At 61.7% G+C, this 25,936-nt stretch carries 25 protein-coding genes; 4 read left to right on the top strand and 21 right to left on the bottom strand.

What is annotated here, in order from left to right; genetic code table 11:
• Positions 1-86 precede the first annotated feature (86 nt).
• Complete coding sequence (locus tag AC07OV_RS05170) at positions 87-707, top strand: energy transducer TonB (RefSeq protein WP_495091720.1); 621 nt, start codon at positions 87-89, stop codon at positions 705-707.
• A 1-nt stretch (position 708) separates the two neighbouring features.
• Here AC07OV_RS05170 and AC07OV_RS05165 read toward each other — a convergent pair whose 3' ends face one another.
• The 6 genes from AC07OV_RS05165 to ppc form a co-directional block, all read right to left on the bottom strand.
• Positions 709-1,536: an isocitrate lyase/PEP mutase family protein gene (locus AC07OV_RS05165; protein ID WP_494998214.1), complete on the bottom strand. Its 828-nt coding sequence runs from the start codon at positions 1,534-1,536 to the stop codon at positions 709-711.
• A gap of 26 nt (positions 1,537-1,562) precedes the next feature.
• Positions 1,563-2,423 carry a DUF72 domain-containing protein gene (locus AC07OV_RS05160; protein WP_494998215.1) on the bottom strand — a complete coding sequence of 287 codons (861 nt, stop codon included), beginning with the start codon at positions 2,421-2,423 and terminating at the stop codon, positions 1,563-1,565.
• On the bottom strand, positions 2,423-2,713 hold the full coding sequence (locus AC07OV_RS05155; RefSeq protein WP_495091719.1) for a hypothetical protein: 291 nt from the start codon (positions 2,711-2,713) through the stop codon (positions 2,423-2,425). The genes AC07OV_RS05160 and AC07OV_RS05155 overlap by 1 nt, the downstream gene beginning before the upstream one ends.
• A 160-nt stretch (positions 2,714-2,873) precedes the next feature.
• Positions 2,874-3,560, bottom strand: a complete 687-nt coding sequence (gene tsaB / locus AC07OV_RS05150; RefSeq protein WP_176999375.1) for a tRNA (adenosine(37)-N6)-threonylcarbamoyltransferase complex dimerization subunit type 1 TsaB — start codon at positions 3,558-3,560, stop codon at positions 2,874-2,876.
• Between the two features lie 90 nt (positions 3,561-3,650).
• Positions 3,651-4,298 (bottom strand): adenylate kinase, encoded by a 648-nt coding sequence (gene adk, locus AC07OV_RS05145; protein ID WP_010212617.1) that lies wholly within the window; start codon positions 4,296-4,298, stop codon positions 3,651-3,653.
• A gap of 280 nt (positions 4,299-4,578) precedes the next feature.
• The gene (ppc, locus tag AC07OV_RS05140) at positions 4,579-7,206 is read right to left on the bottom strand and encodes a phosphoenolpyruvate carboxylase (protein ID WP_494998217.1); all 2,628 of its coding nucleotides are present in this window, start codon (positions 7,204-7,206) and stop codon (positions 4,579-4,581) included.
• Between the two features lie 185 nt (positions 7,207-7,391).
• Here ppc and AC07OV_RS05135 point away from each other — a divergent pair, with 185 nt between their 5' ends.
• The 3 genes from AC07OV_RS05135 to lptF all read left to right on the top strand — a co-directional run bounded on the left by AC07OV_RS05135 (position 7,392) and on the right by lptF (position 9,286).
• Positions 7,392-7,736, top strand: a complete 345-nt coding sequence (locus AC07OV_RS05135) for a pilin assembly protein (RefSeq protein WP_176999373.1) — start codon at positions 7,392-7,394, stop codon at positions 7,734-7,736.
• 298 nt (positions 7,737-8,034) lie between these two features.
• Positions 8,035-8,445 carry a DUF4398 domain-containing protein gene (locus tag AC07OV_RS05130; protein WP_178919075.1) on the top strand — a complete coding sequence of 137 codons (411 nt, stop codon included), beginning with the start codon at positions 8,035-8,037 and terminating at the stop codon, positions 8,443-8,445.
• A gap of 55 nt (positions 8,446-8,500) precedes the next feature.
• The gene (lptF, locus tag AC07OV_RS05125) at positions 8,501-9,286 is read left to right on the top strand and encodes a lipotoxin F family OmpA-related lipoprotein LptF (RefSeq protein WP_176999371.1); all 786 of its coding nucleotides are present in this window, start codon (positions 8,501-8,503) and stop codon (positions 9,284-9,286) included.
• 50 nt (positions 9,287-9,336) lie between these two features.
• Here the strand turns inward: lptF and AC07OV_RS05120 are convergent, their stop codons facing one another.
• The 15 genes from AC07OV_RS05120 to AC07OV_RS05050 form a co-directional block, all read right to left on the bottom strand.
• Positions 9,337-9,483 carry a hypothetical protein gene (locus AC07OV_RS05120; protein WP_494998219.1) on the bottom strand — a complete coding sequence of 49 codons (147 nt, stop codon included), beginning with the start codon at positions 9,481-9,483 and terminating at the stop codon, positions 9,337-9,339.
• Positions 9,484-9,606: 123 nt separating this feature from the next.
• On the bottom strand, positions 9,607-9,933 hold the full coding sequence (locus AC07OV_RS05115) for a PA3694 family proteiin (protein WP_176999369.1): 327 nt from the start codon (positions 9,931-9,933) through the stop codon (positions 9,607-9,609).
• Positions 9,930-10,835: an alpha/beta hydrolase gene (locus AC07OV_RS05110; protein WP_495091718.1), complete on the bottom strand. Its 906-nt coding sequence runs from the start codon at positions 10,833-10,835 to the stop codon at positions 9,930-9,932. Before AC07OV_RS05110 ends, AC07OV_RS05115 begins: the two co-directional genes overlap by 4 nt.
• A 311-nt stretch (positions 10,836-11,146) precedes the next feature.
• A complete protein-coding gene (locus AC07OV_RS05105; protein ID WP_494998221.1) occupies positions 11,147-12,424 on the bottom strand; it encodes a flavohemoglobin expression-modulating QEGLA motif protein in 1,278 nt (425 codons plus the stop codon).
• Positions 12,425-12,445: 21 nt separating this feature from the next.
• Positions 12,446-12,994, bottom strand: a complete 549-nt coding sequence (locus AC07OV_RS05100) for a hypothetical protein (RefSeq protein ID WP_494998222.1) — start codon at positions 12,992-12,994, stop codon at positions 12,446-12,448.
• Positions 12,995-13,122: 128 nt separating this feature from the next.
• A complete protein-coding gene (locus AC07OV_RS05095; RefSeq protein WP_176999365.1) occupies positions 13,123-13,839 on the bottom strand; it encodes a TetR/AcrR family transcriptional regulator in 717 nt (238 codons plus the stop codon).
• 106 nt (positions 13,840-13,945) lie between these two features.
• Positions 13,946-15,448, bottom strand: a complete 1,503-nt coding sequence (gene lysS / locus AC07OV_RS05090) for a lysine--tRNA ligase (RefSeq protein WP_008431110.1) — start codon at positions 15,446-15,448, stop codon at positions 13,946-13,948.
• Between the two features lie 79 nt (positions 15,449-15,527).
• A protein-coding gene (gene prfB / locus AC07OV_RS05085; protein WP_095943132.1) for a peptide chain release factor 2 occupies positions 15,528-16,623 on the bottom strand; the annotation gives its coding sequence in 2 pieces (ribosomal slippage) (positions 15,528-16,550 and positions 16,552-16,623; 1,095 coding nt in all).
• Between the two features lie 874 nt (positions 16,624-17,497).
• A complete protein-coding gene (locus AC07OV_RS05080; protein ID WP_176994790.1) occupies positions 17,498-18,499 on the bottom strand; it encodes a response regulator in 1,002 nt (333 codons plus the stop codon).
• Between the two features lie 51 nt (positions 18,500-18,550).
• The gene (locus AC07OV_RS05075) at positions 18,551-19,561 is read right to left on the bottom strand and encodes a chemotaxis response regulator protein-glutamate methylesterase (protein WP_494999215.1); all 1,011 of its coding nucleotides are present in this window, start codon (positions 19,559-19,561) and stop codon (positions 18,551-18,553) included.
• The gene (locus AC07OV_RS05070; protein ID WP_176994792.1) at positions 19,558-21,843 is read right to left on the bottom strand and encodes a hybrid sensor histidine kinase/response regulator; all 2,286 of its coding nucleotides are present in this window, start codon (positions 21,841-21,843) and stop codon (positions 19,558-19,560) included. Before AC07OV_RS05070 ends, AC07OV_RS05075 begins: the two co-directional genes overlap by 4 nt.
• The gene (locus AC07OV_RS05065) at positions 21,840-22,541 is read right to left on the bottom strand and encodes a chemotaxis protein CheW (protein ID WP_494999213.1); all 702 of its coding nucleotides are present in this window, start codon (positions 22,539-22,541) and stop codon (positions 21,840-21,842) included. Before AC07OV_RS05065 ends, AC07OV_RS05070 begins: the two co-directional genes overlap by 4 nt.
• On the bottom strand, positions 22,538-23,800 hold the full coding sequence (locus AC07OV_RS05060; RefSeq protein WP_495091717.1) for a CheR family methyltransferase: 1,263 nt from the start codon (positions 23,798-23,800) through the stop codon (positions 22,538-22,540). The genes AC07OV_RS05065 and AC07OV_RS05060 overlap by 4 nt, the downstream gene beginning before the upstream one ends.
• A complete protein-coding gene (locus tag AC07OV_RS05055) occupies positions 23,797-24,309 on the bottom strand; it encodes a chemotaxis protein CheW (protein WP_494999211.1) in 513 nt (170 codons plus the stop codon). Before AC07OV_RS05055 ends, AC07OV_RS05060 begins: the two co-directional genes overlap by 4 nt.
• The gene (locus AC07OV_RS05050; protein ID WP_494999210.1) at positions 24,309-25,931 is read right to left on the bottom strand and encodes a methyl-accepting chemotaxis protein; all 1,623 of its coding nucleotides are present in this window, start codon (positions 25,929-25,931) and stop codon (positions 24,309-24,311) included. Before AC07OV_RS05050 ends, AC07OV_RS05055 begins: the two co-directional genes overlap by 1 nt.
• Positions 25,932-25,936: the final 5 nt, after the last annotated feature.

Raw genomic sequence — 25,936 nt, 5'->3', positions numbered from 1 at the left:
GCTCAAAAATATTAAGGATCGGCAAACAACGGCCGATAAAAATAACAGTCAGGTATTTTGCCAGAGCTGAGCGTCGACCGAGAAAAATGTCAGACATTCTTCCCCTAACCATCGGTGTACTGCCGACCCACAACCACTACGGCCTGCGCAATACCCAAGCGCTGGCCGGGGTAAGCCATGTGTGGCAGGACTTCTTCGCCCGTGCGCTGGCCGAGCAGCTTGGCGAAACGCCGGACGCGCTCGCCGCCAAGGCGCCTGCACCGGCAGACCCAACGGTAGAACCGCGCGAAGGCGCCGACCTGCTGTCGCAGATCCTCACCCAGCGTGAGTGCGACGTGACCGACACCGAAATCGCTCCGCCTGAGCCGCTGTTCCTGCCGATCGCCGAATTCGAAACCGATTTGCTGCCACCGGCCGCCGCGCCATTCCCGCAGGAAGAAATCGTCGCGCAACAACGCCAACAGAATTTCGAAAGCGAATGGGTCCGCCCGCTGGTATTGAACGCAGGCCAGCCGCTGCCAGAACCAGGCCCGGCACCCGACCCGCGCCCACTGCACTTGCCGATTGCCGAGTTCGAACTGGACCTCCTGCCACCGGCTGCGACGCCGTATCCCACCGAAGAGCTGGTGGCACAACAGAAGGCCTTGGACTTCGACTACTACTGGGCGCGCCCGCTGGTCACTCAGAACCTGCGCCTGGCAGCCTGACTCACCCCTTGAAAAAGGCGTTGGCCTGGCTAAAGGGCATCTTGCGTTCGGTAAACGTGAACGTGCCCAACTCAAACACCTCCTGCGCTGCACGGTAGAACTCGCCATAGGCTGCCAAGGCCAGGGCCGAGCCGACGCTGATACGCCGCACACCCATCTCGCTCAATTGCGCCACGCTGAGGTTCAGCCCACCGGACATCAACACGTTCACCGGTTTGGGGGCGACTGCCTTGACCACCGCCAGCACTTCTTCGGCATTGCGCAACGCCGGCGCGTACAGCACGTCGGCACCGGCTTCGGCGTAGGCTTGCAGGCGGCGAATGGTGTCGGGCAAATCCAGGCGACCATGCAGGAGGTTTTCCGCACGCGCCGTCAGCGTGAATGGGAATGGCAAGCTGCGGGCGGCGGCGACGGCTGCTTCTACGCGCTCGACGGCGAGATCGAAAGGATAGATCGGGTCAGCAGCAATGCCGGTGGCATCTTCGATAGAGCCACCGACAATACCCGTGGCCGCCGCCCGCAGAATGGTCTGGGCACAACCTTCGGGGGTATCGCTGAAGCCGTTTTCCAGGTCCGCCGCCACCGGCAGCGAAGTCGCGCGGGCGATGGTGCCGGCGTTGCCCAGGGTGTCTTCGAGGGACAGCGCGCCTTCTGCATCCGGCCGGCCGAGGCTGAAGGCAAAGCCCGCACTCGTGGTGGCCAGGGCTTCGAAGCCAACGCTCGCCAGCATGATCGCGGAACCCGCATCCCACGGGTTGGGCATCACGAAGGCACGATCACGCTCATGCAGGGCCTTGAAGGTTTCGGCGCGAAGGGTTTGGGCATCCATGGCTGACTCCAGGCGAAAAAGGAGCCTTAGAGTAACCCCAGTTGCTCCGCAGCGGGTTCCCGATGCAAGGTCGGCAACGCTGGCAAACCGGGCAGGCGCGCCATCAGCCTGTCGTGAAAGCGCAGCGCCAGTTGCGCTGCGAGGCGGTTATCCGAGGTGTGCAAAAAGACGTAGGGCGTGCGCCCCTCTTCGATCCAGGTGGCGATCTTTTCAACCCAGGGGATCAGGAACGGATCGTTGGCTTCCAGCTCCGGGTGGCCAATGAAACGCACCTGTGGGAATTGAGTGAGCGCTGCCGGACGGGGCGGCACCTTGGGCTTTTTCGATTGGGCGTGCAGCACCGCCGCCGAGGTCGAGGTGCAACTGAACAACGCACGCGGGTCAAGGCAGATGCGCTCCACACCCCGATCACGCAGCAAGCGGTTGAGCATGCGCTCGGCATCCCCCTTGGCGAAGAACTCCGGGTGGCGCACTTCTACCGCCAAGGGGCGCTCGAGGCCGTCGATAAACCCGGCCAGCTCGCCCAGGCGCTGCGGCGAGAAACTCGCAGACAGTTGCAGCCACAGTGGCGAAACACGCTCACCCAACGGGCTCATCAAGCCGACAAAACTCTCGGCAGCCGGCAACTGTTCGCGCAAGTCGCCACCATGGCTGATATCACCCGGGAATTTGGCCGTGAACCGAAAATCATCGGGCATGATTTCGGCCCAGCGCTGCACCGTGGCGGCCGAGGGGCGAGCGTAAAACGTGGTGTTGCCTTCAACGGCGTTGAAGACCTGGGAATACAGGCCAAGGTAATCGCTGGAGCGGGCATCGGCGGGGTACAGGTACTCGCGCCAGGCGTTTTCACTCCAGGACGGGCAGCCGATGTAGTAAGGCAGGCGCATCAGATGTGGATGTCGAGACCCAGCACTTCCATATCCCATTCGACAAAACCGGCGGTGGTCAGGTAACTGGCCAGGGCGGTGGCGACGTTTTTGCTCATGGAGCGGGGGAAGACCATGTCTTGCTGACGGGCGGGAAGACCGCTGATACGCGCTTGGCCATTGGCTTGCGCATCGAACTGGACTTCGATGAAGTCCGGCGAATCCTCGACGGAATCGTCCACCGTAGCGCTGGCCTTACGCGGCTTGCGCTTGATCGGGTACGACTGTGAGGAAAAGCCATCAATACGCATGGGCGCGAACTCGCTATCAGTAATGGCATTTTGGCAGCACTGTCCGTAGTGCGCAAATGCTCTGGTGATAACTAGAACACATAATTTGAAAAAGGTTTAAACACACGGGCAAATTCTGACGATTGGTGAAATTCACACCAAAATGCCAGCATTTTTGGCGTCAAATAATCCCGCGTTCGGCCTTGGTCTGCGCCACCTTATCGCGCAGGTAAACCGGTGCCGCCTGGTCGGCCGGGATGGCCTCGCCGCGTTCGAACGCAAAGCGTGCCAGGGCCAGCAAGTCTTCAGCGTGGGGCAGCATCGTGGCGTCCTGGCCAACCGTTTTAACACCGATGCGCTGGCCATACCCCCAACCGGTGCCAGCACCGAACCAGTCACCGCTGGCATCCTGCGGCAGTGCCGACGCCTCCGGTGCCTGCACGGCCTCCTCGCCTACCAGGCGCATCTCACCTGCCGTTTCGCGGTAGCAACCCCAATAGACTTCGTCCATGCGTGCATCGATTGCCGCTGCCACTTGCTTGGCGCCGTGTTCACGCAAAGCGCGCTGCGCCAGCACCGCTAGGTTGGACACCGGCAACACCGGACGCTCCAGCGCAAACGCCAGCCCCTGCACCACACCGATGGCAATGCGCACACCGGTAAACGCGCCCGGGCCACGGCCAAAGGCGATGGCATCGACTGCCGACAAGGTGGTGCCGGCGTCTTCCAGCAGTTGTTTGATCATCGGCAACAGCTTCTGCGCGTGCAGGCGCGGGATCACCTCGTAGTGGCTCGTGACCTTGCCATCGTGCAGCAGGGCAACGGAGCAAGCTTCAGTCGCGGTATCCAGGGCCAACAGGGTGCTCATCGGTGCGGGTGTCCAGGTCGAAAAAAAGTGCGCCAGTATAAACAACAACGGCCCGCAAGCGGGCCGTTGTCTGTGAAGCCGACCGAAGGATCAGCTCAACGCTTGCAGCACCTTGGCGGTGATGGCTTCTACCGAGCCAACGCCAGGGATGTGGCTGTACTTCGGCTTGCCTTGGGCGGCAGACAGCTTCTGGTAGAAATCCACCAGCGGCTTGGTCTGCGAATGGTAGACCGACAGGCGATGACGTACGGTTTCTTCAGTGTCGTCTTTACGCTGCACCAGGTCTTCGCCGGTGACGTCATCCTTGCCTTCAACCTTTGGCGGATTGTAGACGGTGTGGTACACACGGCCCGAGGCTTCGTGAACACGGCGACCGGCAATGCGCTGGACGATTTCTTCGTCTTCAACGGCGATTTCAACCACAGCGTCCAGCTCGACGCCAGCTTTCACCAGGGCTTCAGCCTGGGGAATGGTGCGCGGGAAACCGTCGAACAGGAAACCGTTCTTGCAGTCTTCCTGGCTGATGCGTTCCTTGACCAGGTTGATGATCAAGTCATCGGAAACCAGGCCACCGCTGTCCATCACGCTCTTGGCGATCAGGCCCAGCTCGGTGCCGGCCTTGACGGCAGCGCGCAGCATGTCGCCAGTGGAGATTTGTGGAATGCCGAATTTTTCAGTGATGAACTTTGCCTGAGTACCTTTACCGGCCCCGGGAGCTCCCAGCAGAATGACGCGCATCGATGTGCTCCTCAATTTTTTATAGAGATGACGCTCGGATTCGCCGCGTGGGGCCAATCTCGTAGAAATATGGGTCTAGGCCAATCAAACGGCCAAAGGCTGATCAAGATACACAGCGGGCCCTCACCATACAAGCCGCCAAAAGTCGCAGGAACCCTCGTCGGGCATGCGCCATAGGAAGGGTGCGCCTGAGTGCAACCCCGCCCTGCAAACGCAGGCCGCCCCTCTCGGGACGGCCTGTGTGGTTCATCTGCAAGCTATTGAGAACACGCAAGAAACCTCAACCGGTGTTGCGCAAACCGGCGGCAATACCGGCCACAGACACCAGCAGCGCCTGTTCCAGAGGGCTGTCCTGCGCCGCTTCCTGCTGACGTGACCGCGCCAGCAACTCGGCCTGCAACAGGTGCAAGGGGTCCAGGTAGGTGTTGCGCAGGCGGATGAACTCCAGGGTGTCTGGGCTATGGGCCAGCAGTTGCGACTGGCCAGTCAGGCCAAGCACCACGCTGCACGCCTGCGACAATAGGTCGCGTAAGTGCACACCCAACGGCAGCAAGTCTGGCTGCACCAAACGTTCGTCATAGAGCTGAGCGATGTCGGCGTCCGCTTTGGCCAGCACCATTTCCAGCATATCGATGCGGGTGCGGAAGAACGGCCACTGCTCGCGCATCTGCTCCAGCAGATCACCTTCGCCGCGTTCCAACGCCTTGCTCAGCGCCGCTTCCCAGCCGAGCCAGGCCGGCAGCATCAGGCGAGTTTGAGTCCAGCCGAAGATCCACGGGATCGCACGCAGGCTTTCAATCCCACCGGCACGTCGTTTTGCGGGACGGCTGCCCAGCGGCAAGCGCCCCAGTTCCTGCTCAGGGGTGGATTGACGGAAGTACTCGACGAACTGCGGATTTTCCCGCACCACGGCGCGATAGGCGCTGACACCGTCTGCCGCCAATTCATCCATCAAATGGCGCCAGGCCGGCTCCGGAGGGGGCGGTGGCAGCAACGTGGCTTCCAATACGGCGGCGAGATAAAGGTTGAGGTTCTGCTCGGCAATGTCCGGCAGGCCGAACTTGAAGCGGATCATCTCGCCCTGCTCGGTGGTGCGGAAACGCCCCGCTACCGAGCCCGGTGGCTGCGACAGGATCGCTGCGTGGGCCGGGCCGCCGCCGCGGCCAACGGTGCCGCCGCGGCCGTGGAACAACAGCAGTTCCACCTGCTGCTCGCGGCAGATATCCACCAGGCGTTCCTGCGCGCGGTACTGTGCCCAGGCCGCTGCGGTGGTGCCCGCGTCCTTGGCCGAGTCGGAATAGCCGATCATCACTTCCTGCGGGCCTTGCAAGCGCGCGCGGTAACCCGGCAATTGCAGCAAGCGCTCCATCACCGGCCCGGCGTTGTCCAGGTCGGCCAGGGTTTCGAACAGCGGCACCACGCGCATAGGCCGTTGCACACCCGACTCTTTAAGCAACAGTTGCACTGCCAATACGTCCGACGCCGCTCCTGCCATGGAGATGACGTACGACCCCAACGATGCGGCCGGTGCGGCGGCAATTTCCTTACAGGTATTCAAGACTTCAGCCGTGTCTGCCGACGGCTTGAAGTAACCCGGCAGCAATGGCCGGCGGTTTGCCAGTTCTTGGGTGAGGAAGCTGATGCGCGCTTCTTCATCCCAATCTTCATAGCGGCCCAGGCCCAGGTAATCGGTGATTTCGGTCATCGCCGCACAATGGCGGCTGGAATCCTGGCGCACATCCAGGCGCACTAGGAACAGGCCAAAGGTCACCGCACGGCGCAGGCAATCGAGCAACGGGCCGTCGGCAATTACGCCCATGCCGCACTCGTGCAGCGATTGGTAGACCAGCTCCAGCGGGTCCAATAGATCGCGGTTGTTTTGCAGCACGTCAGCCGGCGCCACGGTGTTGGAGGTCAACGCCGTGTGCGCCCATTGGCGCGTGGCGCGCAGACGTTCGCGCAACTGCTTGAGCAGCGCGCGGTAAGGCTCGACGCTGTCGCCGACCTTGGCCTGCAGGGCCGGACTGGCCTGGCGCATGGACAACTCCGAGGCCAGGTGATCGACATCACGCAAGTACAAATCGGCAGCCATCCAGCGCGCCAGCAACAGCACTTCACGGGTGACGGGCGCGGTGACATTCGGGTTGCCATCACGGTCGCCACCCATCCACGAGGCAAAGCGAATCGGCGCCGCCTCCAGAGGCAAACGCAGGCCGGTCGCGGCGTGCAGCGCCTGGTCAGCCTTGCGCAGGTAGTTGGGGATGGCGTGCCACAGCGAATGCTCGATCACCGCGAATCCCCACTTGGCCTCGTCCACCGGGGTGGGCCGAATGCGGCGGATTTCTTCGGTGTGCCAGGCTTCGGCGATCAGCCGCTGCAAGCGTTCGCGGATCTGCGTGCGCTCGGCCGTGGTGAGGTCGCGATGGTCTTGCAGCGCCAGTTGCGCAGCGATCGCGTCGTACTTCTGGATCAGGGTACGGCGGGCAACTTCGGTGGGGTGGGCGGTGAGCACCAGCTCAATGTCCAGCCGCGCCAACTGGCGGGCCAGGGATTCGTTGCTGTGGCCTTCGCTTTGCAAGCGCGCCAGCAACTCGGGCAATACACGGGATTCAAACGGTGCCGGTTGCGACTCATCGCGTCGATGGATCAGTTGGTACTGCTCGGCGATATTGGCCAGGTTGAGGAACTGGTTGAACGCCCGGGCCACGGGCAACAGTTCGTCTTCCTGCAACTGGTTGAGGCTGGCGCTTAGTTCATCACCGGCGCCATGCCGGTCGGCCTTGGCACCTTTGCGAATCTGCTCGATCTTGTCGAGAAACTCATCGCCGTACTGCTCTCGAATGGTGTTGCCCAACAGCTCACCCAGCAGGTGAACATCCTCACGCAAGCGTGCATCGATATCACTCATCAGCCAATCTCCAGCCAGAAACCCGGGACGCGCAGGGTTTCCAGAGTGCCGCCAGCATCCATTTATGACAAGACTTTAAACCTTGTGGGTTGCAGCTAGTCTCAACATTAAGTCGCCTGTGTTTATCCACGCGGGCGGCGGGTCACTCATCACCGCCTGCTACCGCGGGCTTTACTGAGGTTGCCATGAAAATTCGAGAATTGGCCCAACAGTGGGAAGAGAACGCCAAGGGTCGCCTGACCAAGACTGAATACGCGATCCATTTGGACGTGGAATCCGCCGCGCGGCTGGCGGCGATTGCCGAAATGTACCCCAAGCGCCGCACCGAAGAGTTGCTCGGCGAGCTGATCGGCGCCGCCCTGGAAGAGCTTGAAGCGAGCTTTCCCTACATCAAGGGGCAACAGGTGATTGCCACCGATGAAGAGGGCGACCCGCTGTACGAAGACGTCGGCCCTACCCCGCGCTTCCTGACATTGTCGCGGCGCTATCTGCATGATTTGTCAGCCAGTGCCGACGAGAAGAAGCATTGATAAACATCCGCTGAATCCCACCCAACCCGCGTATTCCGGGCCTCGCAGAGGCTCGGTGTACCGCCGCGCTCTCTGAAAGTTCCAACTTTTATACGCTGACCAAACAGTCAGATATTTTTTTAGGCAAATCGCCATCTTCTCTGAACTATTCAAAAAAGCCTCCGGTCACACCGAGTAAGCCATCACTTGGAACAGCCGTTTGAAAGGCGCCATGCGCATCACTGCCGGGCCCTTAGCCGCTGACCACCTGAGATGGATGTTGATGTTTTTCAGGAGTTATCCAATGGAGTTGAAGACGATGAAGACCAGCACTGCCAAATCCTCGTTTAACCACCTGCGCGGGCTCAAATTGGCCGCGCTGGCAATCGGCACCAGCTTCGTTCTGGCGGGCTGCGCCGGTAACCCGCCGACCGAGCAATACGCGGTGACTCAATCGGCGGTCAACAGCGCTGTCAGCGCCGGCGGTACCGAGTACGCCGCCGTGGAAATGAAGTCGGCCCAGGACAAGCTCAAGCAAGCCGAAATCGCCATGCACGACAAGAACTATGACGAAGCCCGCCGCCTGGCCGAACAAGCCGAGTGGGATGCTCGCGTAGCCGAACGCAAGTCCCAGGCCGCCAAGGCTGAACAGGCTGTGAAGGACTCCCAGAAAGCTGTTCAGGAGCTGCGTCAGGAAGGCATGCGCCCGGCTGTTATCCCACAGCAATAAGCCGCCGCCCCTGATTGCATTGCACCCGATATCGAATTGAAAGGACGACACGACTATGCGTAAACAATTGATGATCCCTGCCCTGCTGGCGATGAGCGTTGCCCTGGCGGCCTGCTCCACCCCGCCGAACGCGAACCTGGAAAACGCACGGACCAACTTCTCGTCCCTGCAGACCAACCCGCAGGCCACCAAGCTCGCGGCGCTGGAAACCAAGGACGCCAGCGAATGGCTGGACAAGGCTGACAAAGCCTACCGCGACAAGGAAGACCAGAAGAAGGTCGACCAACTGGCCTACCTGACCAACCAGCGCGTTGAAGTGGCCAAGGACACCATCGTGCTGCGCGAATCCGAAGCCAAGCTGAAAAACGCTGGCGACGAACGTGCCCGCGCGCTGCTGCAAGCTCGCGACGCGCAGATCAAGCAACTGCAAGACAGCTTGAATGCCAAGCAAACCGATCGCGGTACGCTGGTGACCTTTGGTGACGTGCTGTTTGCCACCAACAAGTCTGACCTCAAGTCCAGCGGCCTGGTGAACATCACCAAGCTGGCGCAGTTCCTGCGCGACAACCCGGACCGTAAAGTGATCGTCGAAGGCTACACCGACAGCACCGGTTCCGACTCGTACAACCAGAGCCTGTCGGAGCGCCGTGCAGCCTCTGTGCAACGTGCACTGGCGCAACAGGGCGTGGATATCTCGCGCATCGTGACCCAGGGTTATGGCAAGGAATACCCGGTTGCCGACAACGGCAGCGTGTCGGGCCGTGCCATGAACCGTCGTGTGGAAGTGACCATTTCCAACGACAACCAGCCGGTCAAGCCACGGTCTTCGGTTGCTAACTGAGTGATTCAAGCGGCATAAAAAAAAACCACCGTATGGTGGGTTTTTTTTGGCTAGCCAAAGGTGATTGGACTGTCGTTATCGTCTGGCAGCTTGATGGCCTTCACGCCATAAGCATTATCCGACAGCCTCTCCAGTAGCTGGCTGAGTGCATTCGCTTGCGCGTCCTGGCGCTCCAGCGCCTCTTGCCCTCTGGCCATGTCCAGCATGTTGCGTATCGCACCAATGGTTATCGCCACCGTCCCTGCCCCGTTCTGCCTAAGTTACGAGGGAATCTGTGGCGTCTGAGGGAATACGGTTCCAAATATTTCGAGGATGCGGCTTTATTGCTCCAATTGCGGTGTTTCCTGGCCCATGCAACGCACGGCCTGTTTCTTGTTGTTCACCAGCACGCCGCTCAAGCCTTTTTGCTCGGTGTCGAACATCACCAGCACACCGTCGACGCACTGTGCCACCTGTGCGGCCGGGGTCAGGGAGATCTTGTAGTCCTCGCCGGGGATGGTCTTGAGCATGGTGAAGTCGCTGAGCAGCAACGCATCTTCCGGCTTGGCGAAGTGCAGGTAACCGTAGTACCACAGGCAGCCGACAGTACCGATGATGGTGCCGATGCCGGTGAGGATCAGCGGGATCATGTTGCGTTCTTCGCTCATTGCGGGCTCTCTGATGAATCAACTTTGGGAATGGGGTAGTTCGGAATCTCGCCCAGGCGGCGCAGGCCGTTGAAATGCTGCGGGTCATCCAGGTAACGCAGCATCACGGTTTGCCAGGTCTTGTCGGCAAAGGTCTGCACATGCCCCCCACGGGTCAATTGCAGGACCCTGGGCGGCGGCGCAGCCTGGTACAGGCGAATGCCGTTGGACAGTGGCACGATCGGGTCGTCCAGGCTGTGGAATAGCAACTTCGGCACACCGGTCAGTTGCGGCATGGCATTGATCGCGCTGTCGGCGTCCGGCACCAGCCAGGACAAGGGCACCTGGAAGGGCCATGTTAACCACGAGGTGCTGAGGGCGAATTGTCCTACGTCACGATAACTGGCTGGCACTCCGTCCAGAACCAAAGCTTTGAGCTGCGCCTGGCGTTCGGGATGGGCCGCCAAATAATGCACCGCCAGTGCGCCGCCCAGGCTCTGGCCGAGGATGACCAATGGCTGGCCCTGGGTTTCAGGCGCCGTGTCGAGCCAGTTGAAGGCCGCATCGATGTCCTGGTAGATCGCCGGCAATGAGGGTTTGCCTCCAGACAGGCCATACCCGCGATAGTCCAGCAGCAACACCTGATAACCCTGCTCCGGCAACCACCAACTGCCCCCCAGGTGCCAGGCCAGGTTGCCGCCGTTGCCGTGCAGGTGCAGCACGGTGCCCTTGAGCGGAACGCCGGGTTTGGCCGGTAGCCACCAGGCATGCAGCTTCACGCCATCGGCGGTGACCACGGTGACGTCACGGTAGGCCAGGTGGGCTTTTTCCGGCGTGAACGGCAGGCCGGGTTCGGGGTAGAACAGCAGGGAGCTGCAGCCGTTCAAAGTGAGTAGCAGGCATAGAATGCCGAGGATTCTCATCCGTTGAAGCCTCGTAATTAAGAGCACAGGAGATCACCTGTAGGAGCCGGCTTGCCGGCGATGGCGCGGTACCAGCCGGCATTGTATTAGCTGAAAGACCGCTTTCGCAGGCAAGCCAGCTCCCACATTTTTGACCCGGTTTCGTCAGCCATCACCACCAAACCCCACATTTTTGGTTCGGTTTCGTCGGCCACAACCATTAACCCTGTAGGAGCCGGCTTGCCGGCGATGGCGTTTTTTCAGCTAAAACAGTGGTGGCTGATGCACCGCTATCGCCGGCAAGCCGGCTCCTACAGGGTCATGGGGTGCCGTTAGAGGATATTGGAGTAATCCGCCTCAATCCGGTCCAGGCTCAGGTGGTTGAGGAAGTTGGAGAAACACATCCAGGCCGCCAACGCATTCATGTCGCGGAATTGTTCCGGCAGGTACTTGGGCGGCACCACCAGGCCTTCATCCACCAATTGGCGCAGGGTACGCATGTCTTCCAAAGTGGTCTTGCCGCAGAACAGCAGCGGCACTTGTTCCAGCTTGCCTTTGCGCACAGCCAGCTGGATGTAGTTGTAGACCATGATAAAGCCCTTGAGGTAGGACAAATCCTTGGTAAACGGCAGACCGGTCGGTATCGAGCCACGGAACACGCGACTGGCGTTGCCGTAGCTTTCAGCCATTTCAAAGCCTTGCTCGCGGAAGAATTCGAACACCTGCAGGAAGTCGGCGCCCTCCTCCACCATATGGATGGCGCGGGTGCGGTTGGTGAGTTTGCGCAGGCGACTCGGGTAGGAGGCGAACGTGATGATCTCCATCAGGATCGCCAGGCCTTCCTGGGTCACGGTGGACGACGGCGGGCCCTTGGACAGGAAGGTGCAGATCGGCTGGTTCTGGCCATTGAGGGTGGTACCGACATGCACCAGACCTTCATGCACTTCCAGCGCACGCACATCGCGCTCGTTGAACATCGCATCGGCGCGGATCTTGATGTAGTCGGCGCCCGCCGCCGCGTCGGCGACGATACCGTCAGACTCGAACACGCGAATGGTCTCTTCAGCCTCGCCAAACACCTTGTTCAGGCGGGTTTGCAGCAAGCTGACCGCGTCCTTGGCGGTGAGGGTCTTGGCCTCATCCTTCAAGTCGCCGCGGCCGTCGATGTTGTTGAGGTAGTCAGAGAGCATCAGGCCCAGGTCGGCCAGGGTCGGGTCACCGGCGTGGAACGCATCGGACGCGGCACCATAAAGCTCTTGGGAAATCAGGCCGAAATCCTCGGTGCCACGCGCTTCGAGCATGCGCACCACCATGCGGTATTCGCGGCACATGCGGCGCATGATCTGCCCCACCGGGCTGAACTGACCGAGGCGGCGGGTGATGTCGCGCTCGATGTTCTGGAACTCCAGCTTCACTGCGCTGGAATCGAACGACAGCGGCCGGTTCAGGTAGTAATCGCGGTCCACGGCGGGCAGTGCCTTGCCCTTGGCCTTGAGGAATCCCTGGCGAATGTTCTCGTCCCACTTCACGGCGTCGAGGACGCGAATCGGTGTTTGCGCCAGCACAATGCGATCAGACAAGGTGCGTATCGTCTGCTGGTAATCGTCCACCCGGTACTTCCTCTTTAAACGTTATTTGCCCGTGCGCTGGTAGCGCACGGCTTCAACGAACACATCGGCATTGGCCGGGTCATCCAGGTAGGCAAACACCTGGTCCATGGGGCTGTCGACCACGACACCGGCGCCTTCGACGGTGTCCACGGTAGAGCCGTGCAAGGCCTTTTGGCCGATGGCCTGGTGGATCTGCTCCAGATCCAGGTTGTAGACCACCAATTCGTGTTTTTCGTCGAACTCAAAGCCGGCCAGGATGTAATGCCCACCGAGTTTTGCCGGCAACGGTGCCGACAAATACCAGCGGCTGCCGTGGCGCGACACGGTAAACAGGTACTCATCGCGCTGGCCGGGTTTGCCTGTAGGGTAGCTCACGGCTTTGTAACGGTGGTCCCCGGCGCGGGTGATCTGCAGGTTGAGCGATTCGCCCCAGGCGTTTTTACTGGCCCACTGGCCGATCAGCCCGGGCGGCGCGGCTTCGTGGGCCGGCAGCGGGTCCTTGAAGGTCACCAGGCAACCGCTCAGTAGCAGGAACGATAAGGCAATTACCGCGACGCGCCAGGTTTTCATTACATTCCCCATCATATAAGGGACGGGGCTTGCCTGCGATACAGGCACCTCGATGCTTCAGGTAAACCGAGGTGATGCTATCGCAGGCAAGCCAGCTCCCACATAAAGCGGATCGCACGCGGGTTTGGCTAGACCGAGGCCAACACCAAATGCATGTAACGCTTGAGGATCTCAAGCATCTCTTCACCGGTCAGAGGCTCTGCGCCGCCCAGCAGGCCCTGATATTCCATCCGACTGATTATCGCCGTCAACACTTTGGCATCCTGCTGCGGCTCTCGGGAGCCCAATACCTGGAAAAACTGCCCGGTGCCCTGCAGCAGGATTTGCTGGTGGGAGCGCACCAACTCCGCCAGACGCGGGTTCAGCAGGGCTTCCTGGCGAAAAGCCAGCTCGGCCATCAGGTGTTCGCGGCGGTTGGTCAGTTGGCGCATCACGTAGTCGGCGGTCAGGCGCGCAATGTCATCGGCCAGTTGCGAGCGTGACTGCGGGCTGCCATCACCGTAGGCGACCATCTCGCGCAGTAGCCCTTCGTTGCGCACCCACAGCTTGCCCATGAAGGCGGCACTGCGTTCGACGTACTGGGCGAAGGTATCAGTGAGCAGATCATCGATGTCTTTGAAGTAATAGGTGGTGGCCGACAGCGGCACCCCCGCCTCCGCCGCCACCGCCCGGTGGCGCACCGCACGCACACCTTCACGGACCACAATGCGCATGGCCGCGTCGAGAATGTCTTGCCTGCGTTGCTCGCTGCCCCGGCGACTGGCCTTGCGGCCCTGGTACTGGACACTTTCAGCCACGGCAGCCGCAATGCCGGCGGCGCCTTCTTGAGCCATTACGCGGTTCACGACACACATCCTTGAATAGATCAAAACCTGGCGCTGTTCGCTTGACGCTTAATAACGCCACATAAAAAAGCCGCCTTATAAAAGGCGGCTTCGGATTTCGCTACGGTTACGCTTGTGGCCGCATGTGCGGGAACAAGATCACATCGCGGATCGACGGCGAGTTGGTCAACAGCATCACCAGGCGGTCGATGCCGATACCCTCACCGGCCGTTGGCGGCATGCCGTATTCCAGGGCACGCACGAAGTCGGCGTCGTAGTGCATGGCTTCGTCGTCGCCGGCGTCCTTGTCGGCCACCTGGGCCATGAAGCGCTCGGCCTGGTCTTCCGCGTCGTTAAGCTCGGAGTAGGCGTTGGCGATTTCACGGCCGCCGATGAACAGCTCGAAACGGTCGGTGACGTTCGGGTTGTCGTCGTTGCGACGGGCCAGCGGCGACACTTCGAACGGGTACTGGGTAATGAAGTGCGGCTGTTCCAGCTTGTGCTCCACCAGCTCTTCGAAAATCATCACTTGCAGCTTGCCCAGGCCTTCGAAGCCCAGCACCTTGGCGCCGGCTTTCTTGGCAATGGCGCGAGCCTTGTCGATGTCGTTCAGGTCGTCAGCGGTCAGCTCAGGGTTGTACTTGAGGATCGAGTCGAACACCGACAGGCGCACGAACGGCTCGCCGAAGTGGAACACCTTGTCGCCGTACGGCACGTCGGTGCTGCCCAGGACCAGCTGTGCCAGTTCGCGGAACAGTTCTTCGGTCAGGTCCATGTTGTCTTCGTAGTCGGCGTAGGCCTGGTAGAACTCCAACATGGTGAATTCTGGGTTGTGACGGGTCGAAACGCCTTCGTTACGGAAGTTGCGGTTGATCTCGAACACTTTTTCGAAGCCGCCAACCACCAGACGCTTCAGATACAGCTCTGGCGCGATACGCAGGAACATTTCCATGTCCAGCGCGTTGTGGTGGGTCTCGAACGGCTTGGCTGCGGCACCACCGGGGATGGTTTGCAGCATCGGGGTTTCCACTTCCAGGAAGTCACGCTTCATCAGGAAGCTGCGGATGTGGGCAATCACTTGCGAACGTACGCGGAAGGTCTGGCGTACTTCTTCGTTGACGATCAAGTCAACGTAGCGCTGGCGATAGCGCTGCTCGGTGTCGGTCAGGCCGTGGTGCTTGTCCGGCAGTGGGCGCAGGGACTTGGTCAGCAGGCGCACGCTGGTCATTTCAACGTATAGGTCGCCCTTGCCGGAGCGGGCCAGGGTGCCTTCGGCCGCTATGATGTCGCCCATGTCCCAGGTTTTCACCGAGGCCAGGGTTTCTTCGGACAGGGTCTTGCGGTTGACGTAGACCTGGATGCGACCGGTCATGTCCTGGATCACCATGAACGAGCCACGGTTGAGCATGATGCGACCTGCCACCTTGACCGGGATCGCAGCCTCTGCCAGCTCTTCCTTGGTCTTGTCCGCGTACTGTTTCTGCAAGGCATCGCAGTAGTTTTCGCGGCGGAAGTCGTTGGGGAAGGCATTGCCCTTGGCGCGCTCGGCAGCAAGCTTTTCCTTGCGCAGGGCGATCAGGGAGTTTTCTTCCTGTTGCAGGGCTTGCGGGTCGAGTTGTTGGTCGCTCATGTCTTTAGATTTTCCATCAGGTTCGTTGCCCCCGGCCTGCGGCCGGGGATCGCCGGCAAGCCGGCTCCTACAGGGGGTGTTACAGGCCTGATTTCAGGCTGGCTTCCAGGTATTCGTCGATGTCGCCGTCGAGCACCTTGTCGCAGTCGCTGCGTTCGATGTTAGTGCGCAGATCCTTGATCCGCGACGCATCGAGCACATAGGAGCGGATCTGGTGACCCCAGCCGATGTCCGACTTGGTGTCTTCCAGCGCTTGCGACGCGGCGTTGCGTTTCTGCATTTCCTGCTCGTACAACTTGGCCCGCAGCATTTTCATGGCGGTGTCCTTGTTGGCGTGCTGGGAACGTTCGTTCTGGCAGCTGACCACGGTGTTGGTCGGTACGTGGGTGATACGTACGGCCGAGTCGGTGGTGTTTACGTGCTGGCCACCGGCACCGGAGGAACGGTAGGTGTCGATCCGCAGGTCAGCCGGGTTGATCTCGATTTCCACCTTGTCGTCGATCTCTGGCGAGACGAACACGGCGGAGAACGACGTGTGGCGACGGTTGCCGGAGTCGAACGGGCTCTTGCGCACCAGACGGTGTACGCCGATCTCGGTCCGCAGCCAGCCAAAGGCGTATTCGCCCTTGATGTGCACGGTCGCGCCCTTGATACCGGCGACTTCACCGGCCGACAGTTCCATGATGGTCGCGTCGAAACCGCGTTTGTCCGCCCAGCGCAGGTACATGCGCAGCAGGATGTTGGCCCAGTCCTGGGCCTCGGTGCCACCGGAGCCGGCCTGGATGTCCAGGTAGGCGTTGTTCGGGTCCATTTCATGGCTGAACATGCGGCGGAATTCAAGCTTGGCGAGGTTTTCCTCGAGACGGGCCAGCTCGGCGACGACATCGCCCACTGCGCCTTCGTCGTTTTCTTCGACGGCCATGTCCAGCAGGTCACGGCAATCGGCCAGACCGGTGTTCAGTTCGTCGAGGGTGTCGACGATCTGCGCCAGCGCAGCGCGCTCGCGGCCCAGCTCTTGGGCGTATTCGGGTTTGTTCCAGACAGCAGGATCTTCAAGCTCGCGATTGACTTCGGTCAGACGCTCATGCTTTTGATCGTAGTCAAAGATACCCCCGAATAGTTTCGGAGCGCTCGGACAGGTCCTTGATGGTGTTAAGGATCGGGTTGATTTCCATGGCGGGCAGCACTCGTTGGCGAACTTTTGAAAGCCGGCGAGTATAACGGGAAATGGGGGGGAGCGGCAGTCCGCTGGGCGAAAAGGGTTGGGGTTGGTGGTGGGCATATCCGTTATTTGGGTGATGGCGGAGTATGGTTTCGCCCTTACGGCGACTCACTTTGGAAAAGCCCCAAAGTAAGCAAAGGGCTCTTGCCCCAACACTCGGCACCTCGCTCACGCTCGGTGTGCCCGTAATCCGACAGTGATTTGGGGGGCCGCCGCCCCGCGCCATCCATGGCGCGGGGCGGCTAAGATCAAAATCAAAAGCAAGAGCACAGCGGCCTGACAGCCGGCTTGAGTGGTGTAGAGCAAAGGCAACGGCAAACGCGGTGCACTGTAGGAGCCGGCTTGCCGGCGATGGTCGCCAACGATGACGCAAAAAAACCAGGCAAAACGCTGAGCCCTCACTGTGGGAGCTGGCTTGCCTGCGATGGCATCAACGCGGTGTGCCTGTTTCACCGAGGTGTCTGCATCGCCGGCAAGCCAGCTCCTACACGTATCTGCCTTTGATCCAACCACTCAGGTCGGCTACTAGGCCGCCGTGCTTTTGCTTTTGATCTTGATCTTAGGCGCCCCGTTAAACACGCTGGCCGAACGCAGGCTTGAATCCGTGGGTAACCCGGCAGGACGCCGGGTTAGCCGCCCCGCGCCATGGATGGCGCGTGGCGGCGGCCCACGGATTCAAGCCGGAGTGAGGGCATGCCGAGCCTAAGCGAGGCACCGAGTGTTGGGGCGAAGGCCTTTTGCTTACTTTTGGGCCTTTCCAAAAGTGAGCCGCCGTAAGGGCGGAACCATAAGTAGCCGTTACCTAAATAACGGATATGTACACAGCCCTACTCAATCCCCACCTGATTACGCCCATTATGCTTGGCCGTATACAACCCCTTATCCGCCGCCATGATCAGTTGCCGGCAATCGGTCCCCTGCTGCGGGGTCACCGTCGACAAGCCAATGCTGATAGTCAGGCTGGAACCCTCGGCCGGGGCAATATGCGGAATCTTCAACGCCGCCACCGCCATGCGCAGCTTCTCAGCCACCAACCGCGCACCACCCGGCGAGGTGTTCGGCAATACCAGGGCAAACTCTTCACCACCATAACGCGCCGGCAGATCCGAAGGCCGGCTGCTGGCTTCACGGATGGTCGCCGCGACCTTGCGCAGCGCCTCATCACCTTCGACGTGGCCGAAGCTGTCGTTGTAGGTCTTGAAGAAGTCCACATCGATCATCAGCAGCGACAACTGGGTCTGGTCACGCATGGCACGGCGCCACTCCAGCTCCAGGTACTCGTCAAAGTGGCGACGGTTGGACAACCCGGTCAGGCCATCGGAGTTCATCAGGCGTTGCAGCACCAGGTTGGTGTCGAGCAGTTGTTGCTGGCTGACCCGCAGCGCACGGTACGCCGCATCACGCTGCAACAAGGTCATGTAGGAGCGCGAGTGATAGCGAATGCGCGCCACCAGTTCGATGTTGTCCGGCAGCTTCACCAGGTAATCGTTGGCCCCGGCCGAGAACGCTGCGCTCTTGATCAGCGGGTCTTCCTTGGTAGACAGCACGATGATCGGGATATTGGCCGTGGCCGGGTGGTTGCGGTATTCGCGCACCAGCGTCAAGCCGTCCAGGCCGGGCATCACCAGGTCCTGCAGGATCACGGTCGGCTTGATGCGGATCGCCTGGGCAATCGCCTGGTGCGGGTCGGCGCAGAAGTGGAAGTCGATGTTTTCTTCGTGGGCCAGACCACGCCGCACGGCTTCGCCGATCATGGCCTGGTCGTCGACCAGCAACACCATGGCGGCGTTTTCGTCGGTCTTGATGTCGTCGATCTGTAAATCATTCATGTGCAGTCACCTGAATTACTACCAGCAAGCCAGCACTGCGGGAGATCGCGTTCATTTTGCAAAGACCTCCATCAGTCGGGGCGCAATTCTATCCAGTGGGCGAATTTCAACAGCAGCGTCAATCGCCGCCGCCGCTTTGGGCATGCCATACACCGCCGAGCTCTGCTGATCCTGGGCGATGGTCAAATATCCTTGTTCACGCAGCAACTTGAGGCCCTGGGCACCGTCGCGCCCCATGCCCGTCAGCAGTACGCCGACGGCGTCACCGTCCCAGTGGCTGGCGACGCTCTCGAAAAACACGTCGATGGACGGCCGGTAAATCTCGTTCACCGGCTCTGCGGTATAGGCTAGCGTGCCATTTTTCAACAGGCGAATATGATGGTTGGTGCCGGCCAGCAACACTACGCCGCTTTGTGGCGGTTCGCCTTCGCGGGCCAGGCGTACCGGCAGGCCAGATGCGCTGCCCAGCCACTCGGCCATGCCCGCAGCGAACACCTGGTCCACATGCTGCACCAGCACAATGGCGGCCGGAAAGTCCCGGGGCAAACCCTTGAGCAGGATTTCCAGGGCAGCCGGGCCGCCCGCCGAAGAACCAATGGCCACCAGGCGCTGGCGTTTGCCGCCGGTGCGTTGGGGCGCGGTTTCGGCGCGCACGCGGCTGCCACGCTGGCCGATCAGCCAGCCAATATTGAGGATCTTGCGCAGCAACGGCGCCGCCGCATCCTTGGGGTTGCCCACGCCGAGCGCCGGAGTGTCCACCACGTCCAGCGCGCCGTGGCCCATGGCCTCGAATACCCGGCTCATATTGGCCTGGCGGTCGACCGTCACCAACAGAATCGCGCACGGCGTCTCGGCCATGATCTGCCGCGTGGCCTCCACACCATCCATCACCGGCATGATCAGGTCCATCAGGATCAGGTCCGGGGTCAGCTCGGCGCAACGCTGCACGGCTTCCAGGCCATTGTTGGCCACCCAGACGACTTGATGCGCGGGTTCGAAACTCAGGGCACGGCGCAACGCCTCCACCGCCAGGGGCATGTCATTGACGATCGCAATCCTCATGCCCGGGCTCCTCCGATCAGCTCGACCACGGCGTCCAACAGGGCGTCATCGTGGAAACTGGCCTTGGCTAAATAATAGTCGGCACCGGCATCCAGTCCACGGCGCCGGTCTTCTTCGCGATCCTTGTACGACACCACCATCACCGGCAACGATTGCAGGCGACTGTCACGGCGCAGGAGTGTGACCAATTCAATACCGTCCATACGAGGCATATCAATGTCAGTGATGAGCAGGTCGAAGTCTTCGGACCGCAACGCGTTCCAGCCGTCCATGCCATCGACCGCAACGGCCACTTCATAACCACGATTAAGTAACAATTTGCGTTGCAGCTCGCGCACAGTCAGCGAGTCATCCACCACCAGCACGCGTTTGCGCGGCGCCTCGGTGGCCTGCTGGCTACGCCGGGCGATGCGTTCCAGGCGCCCGGTGTTGAGCAACTTATCCACCGAACGCAGCATGTCTTCAACGTCGACGATCAACACCACCGAGCCGTCGTCCAGCAACGCCCCGGCAGAAATATCCTGGACCTTGCCCAGGCGATCATCCAGCGGCAACACCACCAGGGTGCGTTCGCCGATAAAACGCTCCACCGCAATGCCATACACCGCATCGCGCTCGCGGATCACCACTACTTTCAGCGTCTCTTCATTGCTCTGCCCCGCCGGACGCTGCAACAACTGGCTGGCGGCAACCAGGCCGACATGCCGGCCCTCGTGCCAGAAGTGCTGGCGGCCTTCCAACTGCACAATGTCATCGGGCGCCAGGTCGCACATGCGTTCGATATGCGCCAGCGGGAAGGCATAGGCCTCTTCGCCGACTTCCACCACCAGGCTGCGTACCACCGACAAAGTCAGCGGCACCTCCAGGTGGAAGCGGCTGCCCTGCCCTGCCGTCTGCTCCAGCACCACGGCGCCGCGCAGCTGGCGGACCATATGCTGCACCGCATCCAGGCCCACGCCACGCCCGGACACTTCGGTGACTTTGTCACGCAGGCTGAAGCCCGGCAGGAACAGGAACGTCAGCAGTTCCTCTTCGCTCAGGCGCAACGCCGTTTCCAGCGGTGACAAGTGCCGGTCGACGATAGTGCCGCGCAGGCGTTCCAGGTCGACACCATTGCCATCGTCGCTCAACTCCAGCACCAGCAAGCCGGCCTGGTGGGAGGCGCGCAGACGAATCAGGCCTTCCGCCGGCTTGCCCGCCAATATCCGTTGTTCCGGCATTTCGATGCCATGGTCGACGGCATTGCGCAGCAAGTGGGTCAGCGGCGCTTCGAGCTTTTCCAGTACATCACGGTCGACCTGGGTCTTTTCGCCCTCGATCTCCAGGCGCACCTGCTTGCCCAGGCTGCGGCCCAGGTCGCGCACCATGCGCACTTGCCCGGCCAGCACATCGGCAAACGGGCGCATGCGACAGGCCAGCGCGGTGTCGTAGAGCACCTGGGCGCGTTGCCCGGCCTGCCAGCCGAACTCATCCAGCTCAGCGGTTTTTTCCGCGAGCAAGGCCTGGGCCTCGCTCAACAGTCGACGGGTATCGGCCAGGGCTTCCTGGGCTTCCAGGTTCAGGTCCAGCGTCTTGAGCTGGCCATCCAAGGTGTCCAGGGCACGTACACCCTGGCTCTGGATACGCTTGAGGCGCTGCATGCTCGCCAGGTAAGGCTTGAGCCGCTGGGTTTCCACCAGGGACTTGCTGGACAAATCCAACAAGCTGTTCAAGCGCTCGGCAGTGACCCGCAACACGCGCTCGCCGCCTTCGGTCATGCGCTTGTTTTGGCGCGCCGGTTCGCTGCTGACCGGTGGCGCCGGTTCTGGCTCCGCGGGCAGCTCCTCAACAACAGGCGCCGAGACCGGCGCCGGCTCGGGCGGCGGGGGTGCAACGGTTGGCACCGGCGCCTGGGACGGGTCGAGCAAACGCTCCATCAGCGCGACATAACCTTCAATGTCTGCCGGCCCCACATCGTTGCCGGGGGTGGCGATGCGCATCAGCAGGTCGGTGCCTTGCAGCAGCGCATCGATATGTTCGGGTTGCAGGTACAGGCGGCTTTCCTGGGCACTGACCAGGCAGTCCTCCATCACGTGGGCCACGCTGACCCCGGCGTCCACCCCGACAATCCGCGCCGCGCCCTTGAGCGAGTGCGCCGCACGCATGCAGGCTTCAAGCTGGTCGGCCTGGGTGGGGTTGCGTTCCAGGGCCAGCAGACCCGCGCTCAACACCTGGGTCTGCGCATCGGCTTCCAGGCTGAACAGTTCCAGCAGCGAGGCGTCGCGCATCTGGTCGGGGGTCATGTGAGGCTCCGGGTCACGGCAGACAACAATTGCGCCTCATCCAGCCAGCGCAGGCTGCGGCCTTTCCACTGCAACACACCCTGGGTGTAACGCGCACTGGCCTGGGTGCCCGAGGCCGATGCGACTTTTAGTGTGCGTTCGTCGATGGCATGGATACCGTCGACTTCATCCACTGGCACTACCACCGGGCCATCCTGCGCGGCGATGATCAACATGCGTGGCATGACGCGTCCGCCCGTGGTGCCGGGGCTTGTGCTGTCCAGGCCAAGCAATTCCACCAGCGACAGGCACGCCACCAGCGCACCGCGCACGTTGGCCACGCCGAGCAAGGCACGGGAGCGTTGGTGCGGCAGGGAGTGAATCGGCTGCAACGGCGCCACTTCCACCAGGCAGCGGGTGGCGATACCCAGCCACTCCTCGCCGAGGCGGAACATCAACAGGGAACGCGTGACCACATCCGTGGCCACTTCGGCCTCGGCCTGGGGGCGGCGGTCGTCCTGTTGCAGGGCATAACGGTCCAGCAGGCGCGTGGCCGCCGCCGAATACACCGCGCAGTTACGGCAGTGAATGTGCTCCGCCAGCAACGGGCAGGACTTGTCACCGTGGATGCCGATGCGGTTCCAGCAGTCGTCGATGGCTTGGGTGTCGGCCAGGGTCAGGTCCAGGCCTGCGGTATCGAGCGCGTCGGGGCTACTCATCGTTTGGACTCACTGTCAGCTCGCTCGCTACGGGCGGCCCGCGCCTGCAACCGGCGTGCCCCCGCACTGTCGCCCTGGGACTCGAGCAACGCGGCCAGGTGCATCAAGGCCTGCGGATGCTGGGGTTCCAGGTACAAGGCTTTTCGGTAATACCCCTGGGCTTCCAGGGCGCTACCGGCCACATCGCTGAGCAGCCCGAGCCAGTAGAACACCTGGGCGGCAGGCGGGTGGTTGCTTAAATACTGTTCACACGCCGCACGGGCCTCGGCACTTTTGCCTTCGTTGGCCAGGGTGGCGATCTGGCTGAGCAGGTTACCCGCATCGGTTTGCGCGGTTTTGATCGGCGTCACGGGGGGCGTGACGAGGCTGAACGGTCGCGGCTTGGGCGCAATCGGCGCCGCACTGCGCTGCTGCGGCACCGGCGCGGGCATCGGCACGAACACCGGCTCGGCCTTGACCGGCTCCGCATGCCGGCTGAACGCGAAAGACTGCGGCACGCCAATCGAGCGCATGCCGTGGCGCCCCAGCAGGCTGCCCTCGGCCGGGCCGATAAACAGCACGCCGTCCACATGGGTCAGGCCCTTGAGCACGTCGAACACTTGTTTCTGGGTGGGCTGGTCGAAGTAGATCAGCAGGTTGCGGCAGAACACAAAGTCGTAGGTGGGCTCGTTGGCCAACAGGGTCGGATCCAGCAAGTTGCCGACTTGCAGGCGCACTTGCTCGCGAACACGGTCGTCGATGCGGTAGCCATCGGCCTGTTCGGTGAAGTGGCGCTCACGAAAGCCAATATCGCCACCGCGAAACGAATTCTTGCCGTACACCCCACGCCGGGCGCGCTCCACCGACAGCGGGCTGACGTCCAGGCCCAGCACCTTGAATTGGTGCGGCGCCATCCCGGCATCCAGCAACGCCATGGCGATCGAATAGGGTTCTTCGCCGGTGGAACAGGGCAGGCTCAAAATGCGCAAGGCGCGCATCTGCTTGATCTCGGCCAAGCGCGCCACCGCGAGCCGGGCCAGGGTGGCAAATGATTCGGGGTAACGAAAGAACCAGGTCTCGGGGACGATCACCGCTTCGATCAGCGCTTGCTGCTCATCATGGGAGCTTTGCAGGTGCTGCCAGTACTGGTCGGCCGTCTGCGTTTGCAGGGCCTGGCTGCGCTGGCGCACCGCACGGTCGATGATCGCTTCACCCACCGAGGCCACGTCCAGGCCGATGCGTTCCTTGAGGTAGGCTGAAAAGCGCGGATCGCTGCTCATAGGCTCAGCTCGGCAGAAAACAGCAGGGTACGCACGTCGTCGTTCAACAAGTCGTTGACGCCGATCCATTGCATCAGGCCCCGGGCATCTTCGCGCACCGGGCCCAGGTACGGCGCCTGCGGGTTATCCAGGCCGTAGGGCTGGAACTCGGCGGGGTCGCAACGCAGGGTGTCAGTGGCTTGTTCCAGAATCAGCCCCAGCCAGCGGGCTTCGAGCCACGGTTGCGGCTGATAGTTGACCAGCACCAGGCGAGTGCTGGTGCGGGCCTGGGCGGCAGCACCGAACGTGAGGGCGCTGAGGTCGATGACCGGCACCAGCACGCCCCGGTGGGCAAAGATTCCCGCCACCCACACCGGCGCATGGGCGATGGGTTTGAGGGGCAGGCGAGGCAATACCTCGGCCACTTCCGTGGCCTTGAGGGCATAGCGCTCCTGGCCGATACGAAACACCAGGTACAACGCCTTTTTCGCTGCCGGGACGGCGCCGCGTTTAGCCGCGAGGTCGCTCATCAGACTTTGAAACGCGACACGCCGCTGCGCAGACCGACCGCAACCTGGCTCAGTTCATCAATAGCAAAGCTGGCCTGGCGCAGCGACTCCACGGTCTGGCTGCTGGCATCGCCCAACTGCACCAGCGCGTGGTTGATCTGCTCGGCACCGGTGGCCTGGGCCTGCATGCCCTCGTTGACCATCAACACCCGCGGCGCCAGCGCCTGGACCTGGTGGATGATCTGCGACAGCTGTTCACCCACTTGCTGCACTTCAAACATGCCACGGCGGACTTCTTCGGAGAACTTGTCCATGCCCATCACGCCCGCCGACACCGCCGACTGGATCTCGCGCACCATCTGTTCAATGTCGTAGGTGGCCACGGCGGTCTGGTCGGCCAGGCGCCGCACTTCGGTGGCCACCACGGCAAAGCCGCGCCCGTACTCACCGGCCTTCTCGGCCTCGATGGCCGCGTTGAGCGACAACAGGTTGGTCTGGTCGGCCACCTTCACGATGGTCACCACCACTTGGTTGATGTTGCCGGCCTTCTCGTTGAGGATCGCCAGCTTGGCGTTCACTAGGTCGGCGGCGCCCATCACCGAGTGCATGGTTTCTTCCATGCGCGCCAAGCCTTGCTGGCCGGAACCGGCGGCCACCGAGGCCTGGTCGGCGGCGGTCGACACTTCGGTCATGGTGCGCACCAGGTCCTTGGACGTGGCGGCAATCTCGCGGGACGTGGCACCAATTTCGGTGGTGGTGGCAGCGGTTTCGGTGGCGGTAGCCTGCTGCTGCTTGGAAGTGGCGGCAATCTCGGTGACCGAGGTGGTCACTTGCACCGAGGAGCGCTGGGCCTGGGACACCAGGGCGGTCAGCTCGGTCATCATGTCGTTGAAGCCGGTTTCCACCGCGTTGAACTCGTCCTTGCGTTCCAGGTTCAAGCGCTTGCTCAGGTCGCCGTCGCGCATGGTGCCGAGGATCGACACGATGCGCTGCATCGGCGCCATGATTGCGCGCATCAGCAGCAGACCGCACAGGCCGGCAGCGAGGACGGCAAACGCCAGCGACACAAACATGCTGACCTTGGCGGCGGCCACAGCGTCATCAATGGCGTTGGTCGCACGGTCAGCGACGTCCTTGTTTTCAGTGATGATGTCGTTGAGCTTCATGCGCCCTGCCGTCCAGGCGGGCGTCAGGGTGGTGTTGAACTCCTTGCGCGCGGCGGCGAGGTCATTGCGCTGCAGGCTGTCGAGCACCACGGCCAGGCTCTTGTTGTAGGCCTGGTGCATGGCTTCGAATTTATCGAACTCGGCCTGATCGTCACGCCCGTTGATGGTTTTCTGGTAGTTGGCCATCTGCGTCAGGATGCGCGCTTCGTAGGACTTGAAGTCGGCCTTGTCGGTGTCGGTCAGGCCCTTGTCGTCGCGCAGGCCGAGCAATTCCAGGGTTTGCAGGTAGCTGTCGACCCAGGCACTGCGGATCATCGAACTGAGGTAAACCCCCGGCACCGCGTCATCGCGCACCGCCTCTTCGCTGACCTCGATCTTGAGCAACCGTGAATAGGAGACCACAACCATTAACAGCATGATGGCGATAATGACCGCAAAGCTTGCCAAGATCCGTTGGCGCAAGGTCCAGTTCTTCACAGTAA

The organism is Pseudomonas sp. GW821-FHT09A09 (assembly GCF_059418405.1).
This window is presented reverse-complemented; position numbering and strand designations above follow the sequence as displayed.